Origin of the sequence: Janthinobacterium sp. 17J80-10, assembly GCF_004114795.1 — a bacterium.
In the GTDB taxonomy this organism is placed as follows: Bacteria; Pseudomonadota; Gammaproteobacteria; order Burkholderiales; family Burkholderiaceae_D; genus Paucimonas.
In genome coordinates, this window is the sequence record NZ_CP035311.1 from 2,962,633 (window position 1) to 2,975,972 (window position 13,340).

Consider the following 13,340-nt stretch of genomic DNA (forward strand, 5'->3'; position numbering starts at 1 on the left):
CATCGCATGATTATATGAAAGCATTTCTGAACGCCGGATGAACGGCGCCTTCAGCAATAGTTCAGGAAGGCAGTCGCACAATGGCTCTACGGTCGACGTTACGGCCCCAACCACGAAAGGATTTCATCATGCGTACCCCTACCCGCCATATTCTATCCGCTCTTGCCATTGGCACGACCCTCCTGGCTGCTGGCGCCATTGCCGCACCGGCAGTCGCGCAGAGCGCCAGGCCGGCGCAAAGCACTGCCGCACAGCCCGAATTGTCGATTGCGCAGATCAGCGAGAAGCTGAAGGCCGCCGGCTATAGCGGCATCACGGACATCGAGCGCGAGCGCGACACCTATGAAGTCAAGGCAACTGACAAGGCCGGCGCGCGGGTCAAGCTGCATGTCGATCCGCAGTCCGGCAACGTCCTGGAAACCCGCAAAAAAGGCGAGGGCCGGCATGAACGTAATGATGACTCCAGGAATTAATAGCAAGCCTTGATCCTGCCGGGTGCATTTGCCGCACCCTGCTTGGCGCTGCGGCAAACCGGCCCCTGGCACGGCATTACTTTAGATGAGCCTGATATGAAAAAGATACTTTTCGGCGTACTGGCGCTGATCACCCTGGCCTGGGGCTGGGACCTGCAGACAGCCGCCTTGCCGCAAGGTGGCGCGATGTGGTGGACGCTGCGCCAGGAAGCCCTTTACCTGAGCGGCGTGTATGCGATTGCGCTGATGTCGCTGGCCATGATGCTGGCAACGCGGCCAGCCTGGCTGGAGCGGCCGCTGGGCGGCATGGACCGGGTCTACCGCCTGCACAAGTGGACTGGCATACTGGCCGTGGCATTTGCGGCGACACACTGGCTGGTTGAAATGTCCGACGACATCCTCAAGGCGCTGGTGGGGCGCGCCGGACGCGTGCACGGCGCCGAATACACGGGGCTGCTGGAAACGCTGCGCGACGCCGCCAAGGATATGGGCGAGTTCGCCATCTATGCGCTGCTGGCAATGCTCGTTCTAACATTGTGGAAACGTTTCCCTTACCAGATCTGGCGCCATCTCCACCGCGTCATGCCTGGGCTCTACCTGATGCTGGCCTTCCATGCCGCACTGCTGGCGCCCACCGATTACTGGACGCAGCCGCTGGGTATGTTGCTTGCCCTTCTCTTTTGCGGCGGCGTCATCGCCAGCGTGCTGTCGCTGGCCGGCCGCATCGGCCGCAACCGCTCGGTGTCAGGCACGGTCGTCGCAGTCAAGCAGAGCGCGGCCGACGTCACCGAACTGACCTGCCGCCTCGGCGATGCCTGGAAGGGCCACCAGCCAGGTCAATTCGCCTTTGTCACTTTCGGGCGTTTTGAAGGAGCGCATCCATTCACGATTGCCAGCGCCGACCGCGGCGACCGCACTGTCACTTTCCAGATCAAGGCGCTCGGCGACTTTACGCGGCAGCTCTCGCACAGCCTGTGGCCGGGGCAGCCGGTCAGGATCGAAGGGCCTTATGGACGCTTCGCATTATCCCGTTGCGATCCGCGCGCCCGGCAGATCTGGATTGCCGGCGGCATCGGCGTCACGCCTTTCCTGGCATGGCTCGAGTCGCTCCAGGCCGATCCCGCAAGCGCGCCGGCGGCCGACCTCCACTACTGCACGCGTGACCGCGAAAGCGATCCCTTTGTCGCGCGCCTGGCATCCCTGTGCGCCACGCTCCCCGGGATGCGCCTGCACGTGCATGGACAACGCCAGGGCGAAGTGCTGACGGCGGAAACGCTGGCAAGCCGCCAGGATCCGAAGAGCCGTGCCGAGGTCTGGTTTTGCGGCCCGCAAGGACTGGCCGACACACTGATGAGCAAATTGCAACGTGCCTGGCCGGGCCGGCTGCGCCTGCACCAGGAGGCATTTGAGATGCGCTAGTGTCAAGCCTGCATGTTGCCCATGCAGGCTTTTCTGCGCCCATCACCAATGACTGTTATACTGGCCTCTGCGGTTGTTTTCCAGTCACCCTGCCGCCGTCCCTAGACTCTCCGTAGTCCAACCTGTTTGCCTGCGACTGGCGCCTTCATATCAGGCGACAGGCCGATAAAATTTAAGAATCCACATGTCCTTTTCCCAGCTCGGCTTGTCCGAAGCGATCGTTCGCGCCGTTACCGAATACGGCTATACCACGCCCACCCCGATCCAGCAGCAAGCCATTCCGGCAGTGCTCGCTGGCGGCGACCTGCTGGCAGGCGCCCAGACCGGTACCGGCAAGACTGCCGGCTTTACGCTGCCGATTTTGCATCGCCTGTCGGCCGCGCCTCGTGCCGAAGGCGCAAAGCGCCCGATCCGCGCCCTGGTGCTGACGCCGACGCGCGAACTCGCCGCGCAGATTGGCGACAGCGTCAAAACCTACGGCAAATATGTCAAGCTGAACTCGGCAGTCATCTTTGGCGGTGTCAACATCAATCCGCAAGTTGCGCTGCTAAGGCAAGGCGTCGATATCCTGGTCGCCACCCCCGGCCGCCTGCTCGACCATTTGCAGCAAGGCACCATGAAGCTTGACCAGGTGGAAATCCTGGTGCTGGACGAAGCCGACCGCATGCTCGACATGGGTTTCATCCATGACATCAAGCGCGTGCTCGCGCTGCTGCCCAAGAAACGCCAGAACCTGCTGTTTTCCGCGACATTCTCCGACGAGATCAAGGCCCTGACCGATCGCCTGCTGGATAACCCGGCCATGATCGAAGTGGCGCGCCGCAACGCCACCGCCGACATCGTCACGCAAAAGATCCATCCGGTCGACCGCAACAAGAAGCATTCGCTGCTGGCGCATCTGATCAAGGAAAAAAACTGGTTCCAGGTACTGGTGTTTACCCGCACCAAGCATGGGGCCAACAAGCTGGTGGAACAGCTTGGCAAGGAAGACATCAGCGCCATGGCGATTCACGGCAACAAGAGCCAGGCAGCGCGCACCCGCGCCCTGGCCGAGTTCAAGAGTGCCAAGCTGCAGGTGCTGGTGGCGACCGATATCGCCGCGCGCGGCATCGACATCGACCAGTTGCCGCAAGTGGTCAACTACGACTTGCCGAACGTGCCGGAAGATTACGTCCATCGCATCGGCCGCACCGGCCGCGCCGGCGCTTCCGGCGAAGCGGTGTCGCTGGTGTGCGTGGATGAACACGACATGCTCAAAGGCATCGAAAAGCTCATCAAGCAAAACCTGGTGCGCGAAGTGGTCGCCGGCTTCGAGCCGGACCCGAACGCCAAGCCACAACCGATCCAGCTGCGCAGCGAAGATCACCAGCGTGGCGGTGGTGGCCGCAACGGCGGCCGCAATGGTGGTGGCCGTAGCGGCGGCGGCGGCGCCAAGCCGCGCTCTGCCCAGCCGGGTCAACCCGGCCAGTCGCAAGGCCAGCGCAAGCCTGCCGGCCCACGTCCGGACCAGGGTGCCGCACCTCGGCCAGCATCGCCGCACCGCAGCGGTGGCCGCGGCCGCTAAGCCAACTAGCCAGACCAGGACCTGCCAGTCGATGCCATCCAGTTTGTTACTGGGTGGCATTTTTATTTTGAAAAGAAATTCTGGCTTTTTCGCACACATGTGCTAAATTACCTGCATGGACACCCTCTCCAGCAAAAGCGAACATACCTATGCCACCATCGTCGATGCCGCGCTCGACATGGCGGCGGAACAAGGCATCGGTAAACTCTCGCTGGGGGAAGTGGCAAAACGCCTCGGGCTCAGCAAGAGCGGCGTATTCTCGCGAGTGGGCTCGCTGGAAGCCTTGCAGCAGGCGGTACTGGACGAATTCGACCGGCGTTTCGCCGCCCAGGTTTTCCAGCCGGCGCTGTCACTGCCGCGCGGCCTGCCGCGCCTGAATGCGATGATCGACCACTGGATCAGGCGGGTGTGCGCGAGCGGCACCGGCAGCGGCTGCTTGTATACCGCCGGCTCGTTCGAGTTCGACGATATCGCCAGTCCCTTGCGCGACCGCCTGCAGCATGGCGTGCTGCAGTGGCGCGCGAGTTTGCGCAAGGCTGTGCTGCAGGCGCTGGAAGCCGGCCATCTGCGGCCCGACACCGACCCGGAACAATTGATTTTCGAAATCTACAGCCTCATCGTCGGCGTCATGCACGACACGCGCTTCCTGCACGATGCGCTTGCCGCGGACCGCATGCGCCGGGCATATGCTCGGCTGATCTCGACTTACCGCAGCTTCGATTATCTCGGCTGACCAGGCCAGGACGACCGGGGTTTTATTGCAATAAAATTCGCACGCACGTGCGAAATGGAGGTAAAAATGGTCTCGTTATCCTGGCTTTTTGGCACCGCCGCAGTCGCTGGCGGTCTCGTCCTGTTCCGCTATGTCGCCGTAATTTGGCGTCAATTGCCGGCCAACAATGAAGACTTCATCATTGAGATGCGGGAGACCCCGCCTCTTCCTCGCCAGGCTGGCGCAACAGGTGCAATTTGTCCTTCACCTCGCGCCACTGCGCGTGTGCAGGCAGTGGCCCCTTGACGCGGGAAATGCGTCGCCACTGCGGGTCTTGCGAAAGCTTGCGGTTGAGCGCGATGAAATGCTGCTGGTCAGGCGCGACCTCGTTTTCGCCGACGATCGCATTGACCGGGCATTCCGGCACGCACATCGAGCAATCGATGCACTCGTCCGGATTGATCACCAGGAAATTCGGCCCTTCCATAAAGCAGTCCATCGGGCAGACGCTGACGCAATCGGTGTATTTGCACTGGATGCAGGCTTCGGTAACGACAAAGGCCATGTTTTCCTTGAGGTAAGGCCGCCGGGGACAAGCAAAAATCCCGCCCCGTGACCTTATCACAGAACGGGATTTTGCCGATGCGGCATTGACAGCGGGCTTACTTACGCGCCAAGTGCACGCTCAACACGGCTCAAGTGCTTGCTCTCGTCGGCAGCAACGGCGTTTTGCAACACAAAATCGAACGGGATGCGGGTGAATTCACCGGTAATGCCCAGCGATTCGTAGCCTGCAGGCGATGCCACTTTTTCCAGGGTCACGACCAGGCCGTCGCGGGTCGCGAAGGCGAAATCATCGTCGATGTAGGTATCGCCCGGGATATTGACCTGGGTGGTCAGGGTGCGCTTGCCTTCCGCCGACACCAGGAAGTGGATGTGGGCAGGACGGTTGCCGTGGCGGCCGAGGGCGGCGAAGATTTCCGCAACCGGGCCGGTCGGCGGAATCGCGTAGCCCGGCGGGATCACGCTGCGGAAACGGTAACGGCCGTTCTCGTCAGTGATGATATTGCGGCGCAGGTTGTACGCTTCCTGGCTCGGATCGAAATGCGAATACATGCCGTGCTCGTTGGCGTGCCAGGCATCCAGCGAGGCATTGGCAAGCGGCTGGCCGTCGAGGCCGCGCACAACGCCTTCCATGACATAGGTTTCGCCTGCCATCTTGCCATTGTCCAGGCGTGCTTCATAGCTGGAGCTGGGCGCGCCGGCGACGTAGAGCGGACCTTCGATGGCGCGTGGCGTGCCGCCAACCAGCCCGACGGCCTTGTCAGCTTCGTCGGCAAGGATGTCCAGCAGGCGGTCAAAGCCCAGGCCGGCAGTAATCAGGCCAACCTGGCCGGAAGCGCCGAGACGGGAAATCCAGTCCATGGCGGCCCAGAACTCATCCGGGGTGACCTTGAATTCATCGATGGTCTTGAACAGATCGGTGATGATACGCTGCGACAGGGCACGGACACGCTCATTGCCTTCGGCAATCTTGATGGTATTCACGCGAGTCAACAACTCGTCGATCGTGTATTCATTCTTCATTACAGTCTCCAAACACAAAAAAACTTCTTGACGGAAAATAAGGCGGCATCATGCCCCTGCACGCGGCCGCGACTAGGGCACCCCGTTAGCGGTCGCGCCGGTAAAATGCCAGCTTGTCTTCGTCAATAGACACCCCCAAGCCAGGCAGATTCGGTACTGCAAGTTCAAAATTTGTGACGGTGGCGCGTTCCACCACGATGTCATCCTTTACCAGCAGGGGGCCGAACAATTCCGTGCCCCACTCCAGGTTTTCGCAGGCGGCAAAGGCGTGCGCCGAGGCGATGCTGCCGATCGTGCCTTCCAGCAGCGTGCCGCCATAGCAGCCGATGCCGGCAGCGTGCGCCACGGTTGCAGTGCGCATGGTCGCCAGCGGCCCGCCGGATTTGGCGATCTTCAGGGCGATGACGCTGCAGGCGCCATCGGCGGCATAGTCGAAGGCATCGACGGCATTCTGCACGCCCTCGTCGGCCATCATCGGCACTTCAAAACGCTGCGTCAGGCGCGCCATGCCGCGACGGTTGGTGCGGATGATGGGCTGCTCGATCAGCATCACGCCGGCATCGACCAGGTCGGGGATATGGCGGGTAGCAATGGCCTCGCTCCATGCCTGGTTGATATCGACCGTCAGCTGGGCTTGATCGCCCAACGCCGACTTGATCGCGGCGACGTGCGCCACGTCTTCCATGGGCGTGCGCTTGCCGATCTTGAGCTTGAAGACATTGTGCCGCTTCACTTCCAGCATCTGTTTAGCTTCGGCAATATCGCGCGCGCTGTCGCCGCTGGCGAGCGTCCAGAGCACTGGCAACGCGTTGCGCACGGCGCCGCCCAGCAAGGCATGCACCGGCACGCCCAGGCGCTTGCCCTGCGCATCCAGCAAGGCCGTTTCCAGCGCCGACTTGGCCAACGCATTGCCCTGCACCGCCTTGCCCACATGCGCCATGACGGCGTTGACGCTGCGCGCATCCATGCCGGTCACCAGCGGCGCAATGTAATGGTCCAGCGCCAGCTTGATGGTTTCCGGGCTCTGGTCGCCATAGGCCAGGCCGCCGATGGTCGTCGCTTCGCCCAAGCCCTCGATCCCGTCTTCGCAGCGCAGGCGCAGAATGACCAGGGTTTGCCGCTGCATCGTGGTCATCGCCAGCTTGTGTTCGCGGATCGTGGGCAAATCGACGATCACCGCCTCAAGCGAGGTAATCGATATTTTTTCGGTTGGCAAGTTTGTGCTCATGGGTGTGCGGATCTGGTGCTGAATAGTTGAATAGAATAGTAGTTGCCGCCGGACGGTGCGTCTAATATCATTTCAATCCTGAACGATACCCAGGAGGTATAGATGGAAATTCGTCACCTGCGCTACTTCGAAGCCCTGGGCAATACCCTTAATTTCACGCGCGCGGCCGAACAGCTGCACATCGCCCAGCCGCCCTTGTCACGCCAGATCCGCCAGCTCGAAGACGAGCTTGGCGCGCAATTGATTGACCGCAATGCACGGCCGCTGGCATTGACAAAAGCCGGCGTATTTTTCCTCGACCAGTGCTCCCAGCTATTGTCGAGAATCGCCGAAGCCAAGGAAGCCACGCGCCGCATCAGCGAAGGGCGCAGGCGCTGGTTCGGCATCGGCTTCGTCCCGTCCTCGCTCTACGGGATACTGCCTGAAATCATTCGGCACTACCGCCTGGCCAATCAGGAAGTGGAAGTCGTACTGCAGGAAATGACTTCGGTCCAGCAGGCCGAGGCGCTGAAAGCAGGCAGAATCGATGTCGGCTTCGGCAGGCTCAAACTCGAAGACCCGCAATTGAGCTTTGAAGTCCTCACGGAAGAGCCGCTGGTCGCGGCCCTGCCATTGAAACACCCATTGTTGAAGTTCAAGCGCCTTAGCCTGGCGCAGCTGGCCGCCGAGCCGTTCATTCTGTATCCGGCCAAGCCCCGGCCGAGCTATGCCGACCATGTGCTGCAACAGTTCCGCGCACACGATCTCAGCCTGGGCAGTGTCATCGACGTCAATGAAATGCAGACCGCCATCGGCCTCGTTGCCGCGGGCGTGGGCGTAACGCTGGTGCCAAGCTCAGTGCAGCGCCTGCAGCGCAACGACGTCGTGTACCGCGAACTGAGCAACAGGAATGTCACCTCCCCGGTCATCATGAATCTTCGCCGGGACAATGATTCAGCCGATCTGCAGCAATTGCGAAAACTGATTGCAGAATTGCAGCAGGCATCAGAAAACGCCGAAGCCAAATAAAAAGCGCGCCGTTTTACGGGCGCGCTTTGCGGTTCATGCCTTTGACGTTACAGGCGGGCCATCAATGCGCGGCCGCCATTTCATCCTTGCGCACCGAGCCCACGGGCTTGATCAAGGCCAGGCCGGCAGCCGCGATGGCGAGCGGGAAGACCAGCGCCATGTAAAAGCCCGAGGGGCCGCCCTGCTCAAGGAACCAGCCACCGCTGGCCGAACCGACGATTGCGCCCATACGGCCCAGGGCAATTGCCCAGCCCGTTGCTGTCGCACGCAATGCGGTCGGATACGCCTCGGCCACCATGTAATTCAGGACGATCTGCTGGCCGCCGATACCCAGCCCGGCCGCAGCCGCGAGGATGAAAACCAGGGTCCAGTTGGTGCCGCTGTACGACAGGCCGACGCTCAGGGCGATGCCGAAGATGAACATCATCAGCAGCAGCAGGCGGGTATTGATTTTTGGCAGAATGAGCGACAGCGGAATGGCGCAGGCAACGAACACGGCATTGACGGCCACTGTCCCCATGGGCGCTTCGGTCGCCGGCAAACCGGTGGCTTTCAGCACAGTCGGCAGCCAGGACAGCAACATGAACCATGCCACCCAGTTGAACAGGTAGATTGCCCAGATCGCCACCGTGTTGCGTGCCAGTCCATCCGCAAACAGCGAGCCGATGCCGGTTTTCACTTCCAGCTCAGGCACGGTAAACGTGGCATTCATTGCGATAGGCTGCGGCACGATCTTGTTGAGGATATTGCTGATTTTTGCATTGGTCAACGCGCTCGGATGGCGCGCCAGATAATGCAGCGACTCCGGCAATGCAAAGAAAAGCACCACCAGCAGCACCAGCGGCACTACGCCACCGACGGCGAAAATGCCTTGCCAGCCGATCACCGGCAGCATTTTCGCAGCCAGGAGGCCGCCAAGGATCGCCCCTGCGGGCAAGCCCAGCAAGACCGTGGTCATGATGGTGCCGCGCTTCTTGGCAGGTCCGTATTCGCCCGCAAGCGACAGCAGCACTGGCGTGGCGCCGCCCATGCCGAGGCCGGCCAGGAAGCGGAAGATCACGATCTGGGTGGTGGTACCCGCAAACGCGGTCGCCAGGGTGGCCAGGCCAAACAGGGCGACGGCGCCGAGAATGACCGGGCGGCGGCCAAGCTTGTCGCCGAGCAGCCCCAGCGTCATGGCGCCCAGCACCATGCCGACCGTGCCGGCCGTCATGACCGGCGCCAGCGCGCCAGGTCCGAGGCCGAAGGCCTGGATCAGCGCAGGGGCGGTAAAGGCGATGGCTTGCGTGTCGAAACCATCGAAAATGGCGACCAGAAAGCATAGGATGAATACCCGCCACTGGAACGGCGTCAATTTTGCCCGGTTGATCAAGTCCGGGACTGCATACTGCATGCTCATGTCTTCTCCTAACAGGATTGGTGACTAATGTTGTTTTACGTGCGCTTGGCGGCCCCGTTCTCCGGCCGGAGGATGGTTCCAGTGATCGCGGATGAATCTTAGTTACCGAAGACTGATACGTCTAATATCATTGCCGTACCGCGCCATACTTCCCAGGTATCGGATAAAGCATTAGCAACATCTTGCACTCCAGATCCTTCTACGGGGCGGCGCAGAGTAAAATTGCAGGTTTCGTCGCGCCCCGTTGAACAAATCCGGTCGTCCAGGCCAGCAAGGCTTGCGCGGCAACAGGCGCACCACAACATATACAAAACACAAGTCATTGATTTCAAAAGCATTGACCTTGTTTGAACCCATAATTCATGGCTGAGCTAGATAAACACACGCCGATGATGCAGCAATTTTTGCGCATCAAGGCTGACCACCCGACCACCCTGCTGTTCTACCGCATGGGCGATTTTTACGAGCTGTTTTTCGACGATGCCGAAAAAGCCTCGCGCCTGCTCGGCATCACGCTTACCCAACGGGGATCGTCCAACGGCATCCCGGTGAAGATGGCAGGCGTGCCCTTCCACTCCTGCGAACAATACCTGGCCCGCCTGATCAAGATGGGCGAATCCGTCGCCATCTGCGAGCAGATCGGCGACCCCGCCACCAGCAAGGGACCGGTCGAACGCAAGGTGATGCGGGTAATCACGCCCGGCACCCTGACCGACGCCGACCTGCTGCCGGAAAAATCCGAGCGCCCGCTGCTGGCGCTGTTCCAGCAAACCCAGCGCAAGCAAGCCACGGTCGGCCTGGCCTGGCTGTCGCTAGCCAGCGGCGCGCTGAAGATGATGGAATTTTCCTGCGATGAAAAGGTCCTCGATGCCCGCCTGCGCCAGGAACTCGAACGCATCGGCCCGGCCGAGGTACTGGTGGCCGAGGATGCGCAGGATGAACTCTTCTCTGCCCCCGGCAATGCCCTGGCGGCGCGGCGCACAGGCGTGCCGGGCTGGCACTTCGACCTCGCCAATGGCAAAAAGGCCTTGCTCGAACAACTTGAAGTGGGCACCCTCGCCGGCTTCGGCGCAGAGCATCTTGGCGCCGCCATCGGCGCCGCCGGCGCGCTGCTGCGCTATGCCCAGTCGACCCAGGGCCGCGGCCTGCAGCACGTGCGCAGCCTGACGGTCGAATCCGAAGCCGAATTCATCGGCCTGGACGCCGCCACCCGCCGCAACCTGGAACTGACCGAAACCCTGCGCGGGCAGGATGGCGCAGGCAATGCGCCCACGCTGTTCTCTACGCTCGACCACTGCCGCACGGCGATGGGCTCGCGCCTCTTGCGTCACTGGGTGCACCATGCCCGGCGCGACCAGCAGGTCGCCCGCGCGCGCCATGCCGCCATCAACGCCCTGATGCGCAACGATGCCTGCTCCGGCCTGGCCTCGACGCTGGCGGCGGTGCCCGACATCGAACGCATCACCACTCGCGTGGCGCTCTTGTCGGCGCGTCCGCGCGACCTGGCCGGCCTGCGCGGCGGCCTGCAGCACCTGCCCTCGCTGCGCGCCTATGTCGGCATGTGCACGCGCGACGCCGAAGCGCCGCTCTTGCACGCCATTCTCGACGACCTGGCCGACCCGGCCGAATGCCTGGACCTGCTGGAACGCGCCATCGCCCTGGAACCGGCCACCATGGTGCGCGACGGCGGCGTGATCGCGCGCGGCTTCGATGCCGACCTCGACGAGCTGCGCGGCCTGTCGGAAAACGCCGGCCAGTTCCTGGTGGACCTGGAAACACGCGAGCGCGCCCGCACCGGCATCGGCAACCTGCGCGTCGAATACAACAAGGTGCATGGCTTTTACATCGAAGTCACGCATGGCCAGACCGACAAGGTACCCGACGACTACCGCCGCCGCCAGACCCTGAAGAATGCCGAGCGCTACATCACGCCGGAACTCAAGGCCTTCGAGGACAAGGCGCTGTCGGCGCAGGAACGCGCCCTTTCGCGCGAAAAATTCCTCTACGAGCAGGTGCTGATCGCCCTCGCCCCGCATATCGCCACGCTGCAGGCGATCGCCCACGCTACCGCCCAGCTTGATACCCTGGCGGCGCTGGCCGCGCACGCGCTGGCGCACAACTGGTGCGCCCCGCTGCTGGTGGACGAGCCGGTCATTTCGATCGGCCAGGGCCGCCACCCGGTGGTGGAAAACCAGATCGAGCGCTTCATCGCCAACGACTGCGAGCTCGCCGACGAGCGCAAGCTGCTGCTGATTACCGGCCCCAACATGGGCGGCAAATCGACTTACATGCGCCAGGTCGCGTTGATCACCCTGCTGGCCTACATGGGCAGCTTCGTGCCGGCCAGTGCTGTCACCATCGGCCCGATCGACCGCATCTTCACCCGCATCGGCGCCGCCGACGACCTCGCCGGCGGGCGTTCGACCTTCATGGTCGAGATGACCGAATCGGCGGCAATCCTCAATGGCGCAACGGAACACTCGCTGGTGCTGATGGATGAAGTGGGGCGCGGCACCTCGACTTTCGATGGCCTGGCGCTGGCATGGGCGATTGCACGCCACCTGATCGATACAACCAGGAGCTTCACGCTGTTTGCAACGCATTATTTCGAGCTGACCCAGTTGCCGGACACCCACCCGACCTGCGCCAACGTGCACCTGTCGGCAGTCGAGCACAAGGACAGCATCGTCTTCCTGCACGCGGTGCAGGCCGGCCCTGCTTCGCAAAGCTACGGCTTGCAGGTGGCACAACTGGCCGGCGTGCCGCCGGCAGTCATTCGCGCCGCGCGCAAGCATCTGGCGGCGCTGGAATCGAGTTCGCTGCAAACCACCCCGCAGTTCGACCTGTTTGCCGCAGGCACGCCCGAAATTGCATTCGAGGGTGCAGCCACCGCCCCGGAAAGCGCAGAAGCCACGGCCCTGCGCGTTGCGTTGGCAGAACTCGACCCGGATGCGATGACACCGCGCGATGCCCTGGATGCGCTCTACCGCCTCAAGAAGCTGCAGGACGCATGCGCATGATGCAGCGAATCAACGCCTGCATGCTGGCGGCCTGCCTGGCGCTGGCCGCGACCAATGCGGGCGCCAGCGAGCGCTTTTCCTTCGGCTATGTCGCCCATCCCTTTGGCGATGCGCTGGCCGATGAAACTGGCTTGCGCGAGGCCCTGGAGGAAACCGAACAGGAAAACCTGGCTTTCGTGGTGCTGGGCGGGATCAAGTCGCCGATTGAACCCTGCAGCGATGAGTTGTACGCCCAGCGCCGGGCGCTGTTGGGCCAGGCCAAGCACGGGCTGGTGGTATCGCTTGCGGAAAGCGACTGGGGAGGCTGTCGCTACCGCGATGGCAGGACGGCGGCACTGGAACGCCTGCATCGCCTGCGGGAATTGCTTTTCGCCGACGACCTTTCTTTTGGCGCCAGCAAAATCCCCTTGAACCGGCAGTCGGCCAATCCCAAATTCCGCGACTACGCCGAGAACGCCCGCTGGGAAATTGGCGGCATCATGTTTGCCACGGTAAATTTGCCGGCCAATAACAACCGTTACCTGACCGCGGCAGGACGCAACGGCGAATTCGAGGACCGCCAGGTCGCCAATCGCGACTGGCTGCAACGCGTGGCCATGCATGCCAAGCGCAAGCAATCCGCCGGCATCGTGATTTTCAGCGATGGCAATCCGCTGGCTGTGCCGGACGACGTCAGTGTACAGCGCGACGGCTTCAAGGAAACGCGCAAGCAACTTGCCGCCATTGCGGCCGCCTTTCCGGGCAAGGTTCTGCTGGTGCATAACCAGCCGCCGCGCGCCGGCAAGCAGCGTATGCCTGCGATCCGCTGGAAGGGCAACCTGGGGGAACTTGCCGTGGCCTCCGACTGGATCGGCGTGACTGTCGCGCCAATGCAAGCGGAGCTGTTCAGCGTCGGCGCCGTCAAGGCAGCCGAACGCGCGCGCGAATAAA

11 protein-coding genes are annotated in these 13,340 nt (G+C 62.3%); 7 read left to right on the forward strand and 4 right to left on the reverse strand.

Annotation, left to right across the window (positions count from 1 at the left end; all coding sequences use genetic code 11):
- The first annotated feature begins 128 nt into the window (after positions 1–128).
- The 4 genes from EKL02_RS13295 (at position 129) to EKL02_RS13310 (ending at position 4,189) form a co-directional block, all read left to right on the forward strand.
- Complete coding sequence (locus EKL02_RS13295; protein ID WP_128902494.1) at positions 129–473, forward strand: PepSY domain-containing protein; 345 nt, start codon at positions 129–131, stop codon at positions 471–473.
- Positions 474–569: 96 nt separating this feature from the next.
- A complete protein-coding gene (locus EKL02_RS13300; protein WP_128902495.1) occupies positions 570–1,892 on the forward strand; it encodes a ferric reductase-like transmembrane domain-containing protein in 1,323 nt (440 codons plus the stop codon).
- 184 nt (positions 1,893–2,076) lie between these two features.
- Positions 2,077–3,456: a DEAD/DEAH box helicase gene (locus tag EKL02_RS13305; protein WP_128902496.1), complete on the forward strand. Its 1,380-nt coding sequence runs from the start codon at positions 2,077–2,079 to the stop codon at positions 3,454–3,456.
- Positions 3,457–3,571: 115 nt separating this feature from the next.
- Positions 3,572–4,189 carry a TetR/AcrR family transcriptional regulator gene (locus EKL02_RS13310; RefSeq protein ID WP_128902497.1) on the forward strand — a complete coding sequence of 206 codons (618 nt, stop codon included), beginning with the start codon at positions 3,572–3,574 and terminating at the stop codon, positions 4,187–4,189.
- A 178-nt stretch (positions 4,190–4,367) separates the two neighbouring features.
- Here EKL02_RS13310 and fdxA read toward each other — a convergent pair whose 3' ends face one another.
- The 3 genes from fdxA to EKL02_RS13325 form a co-directional block, all read right to left on the reverse strand.
- Entirely contained in the window at positions 4,368–4,733 is a 366-nt protein-coding gene (gene fdxA / locus EKL02_RS13315) for a ferredoxin FdxA (protein ID WP_128902498.1), read from the reverse strand.
- Between the two features lie 101 nt (positions 4,734–4,834).
- A complete protein-coding gene (locus EKL02_RS13320) occupies positions 4,835–5,755 on the reverse strand; it encodes a dioxygenase (RefSeq protein WP_128902499.1) in 921 nt (306 codons plus the stop codon).
- Positions 5,756–5,840: 85 nt separating this feature from the next.
- The gene (locus EKL02_RS13325) at positions 5,841–6,983 is read right to left on the reverse strand and encodes a muconate/chloromuconate family cycloisomerase (protein WP_128902500.1); all 1,143 of its coding nucleotides are present in this window, start codon (positions 6,981–6,983) and stop codon (positions 5,841–5,843) included.
- Between the two features lie 102 nt (positions 6,984–7,085).
- Here EKL02_RS13325 and EKL02_RS13330 point away from each other — a divergent pair, with 102 nt between their 5' ends.
- Positions 7,086–7,991 (forward strand): LysR family transcriptional regulator, encoded by a 906-nt coding sequence (locus EKL02_RS13330; RefSeq protein ID WP_128902501.1) that lies wholly within the window; start codon positions 7,086–7,088, stop codon positions 7,989–7,991.
- 61 nt (positions 7,992–8,052) lie between these two features.
- Here the strand turns inward: EKL02_RS13330 and EKL02_RS13335 are convergent, their stop codons facing one another.
- Entirely contained in the window at positions 8,053–9,390 is a 1,338-nt protein-coding gene (locus EKL02_RS13335) for an MFS transporter (protein ID WP_128902502.1), read from the reverse strand.
- A gap of 362 nt (positions 9,391–9,752) precedes the next feature.
- Here EKL02_RS13335 and mutS point away from each other — a divergent pair, with 362 nt between their 5' ends.
- Together mutS and EKL02_RS13345 are read left to right on the forward strand one after the other, a co-directional pair.
- On the forward strand, positions 9,753–12,410 hold the full coding sequence (mutS, locus tag EKL02_RS13340; RefSeq protein ID WP_128902503.1) for a DNA mismatch repair protein MutS: 2,658 nt from the start codon (positions 9,753–9,755) through the stop codon (positions 12,408–12,410).
- Entirely contained in the window at positions 12,407–13,339 is a 933-nt protein-coding gene (locus tag EKL02_RS13345) for a hypothetical protein (protein WP_128902504.1), read from the forward strand. Before mutS ends, EKL02_RS13345 begins: the two co-directional genes overlap by 4 nt.
- The last annotated feature ends 1 nt before the right edge of the window (position 13,340 follow it).

Coding starts and splice junctions, on each gene's coding strand:
- EKL02_RS13345 (WP_128902504.1), top strand. CDS start 12,407: ATGATGCAGCGAATCAACGCCTGCATGCTGGCGGCCTGCCTGGCGCTG.
- fdxA (WP_128902498.1), bottom strand. CDS start 4,733: ATGGCCTTTGTCGTTACCGAAGCCTGCATCCAGTGCAAATACACCGAT.
- mutS (WP_128902503.1), top strand. CDS start 9,753: ATGGCTGAGCTAGATAAACACACGCCGATGATGCAGCAATTTTTGCGC.
- EKL02_RS13330 (WP_128902501.1), top strand. CDS start 7,086: ATGGAAATTCGTCACCTGCGCTACTTCGAAGCCCTGGGCAATACCCTT.
- EKL02_RS13300 (WP_128902495.1), top strand. CDS start 570: ATGAAAAAGATACTTTTCGGCGTACTGGCGCTGATCACCCTGGCCTGG.
- EKL02_RS13335 (WP_128902502.1), bottom strand. CDS start 9,390: ATGAGCATGCAGTATGCAGTCCCGGACTTGATCAACCGGGCAAAATTG.
- EKL02_RS13320 (WP_128902499.1), bottom strand. CDS start 5,755: ATGAAGAATGAATACACGATCGACGAGTTGTTGACTCGCGTGAATACC.
- EKL02_RS13310 (WP_128902497.1), top strand. CDS start 3,572: ATGGACACCCTCTCCAGCAAAAGCGAACATACCTATGCCACCATCGTC.
- EKL02_RS13325 (WP_128902500.1), bottom strand. CDS start 6,983: ATGAGCACAAACTTGCCAACCGAAAAAATATCGATTACCTCGCTTGAG.
- EKL02_RS13305 (WP_128902496.1), top strand. CDS start 2,077: ATGTCCTTTTCCCAGCTCGGCTTGTCCGAAGCGATCGTTCGCGCCGTT.
- EKL02_RS13295 (WP_128902494.1), top strand. CDS start 129: ATGCGTACCCCTACCCGCCATATTCTATCCGCTCTTGCCATTGGCACG.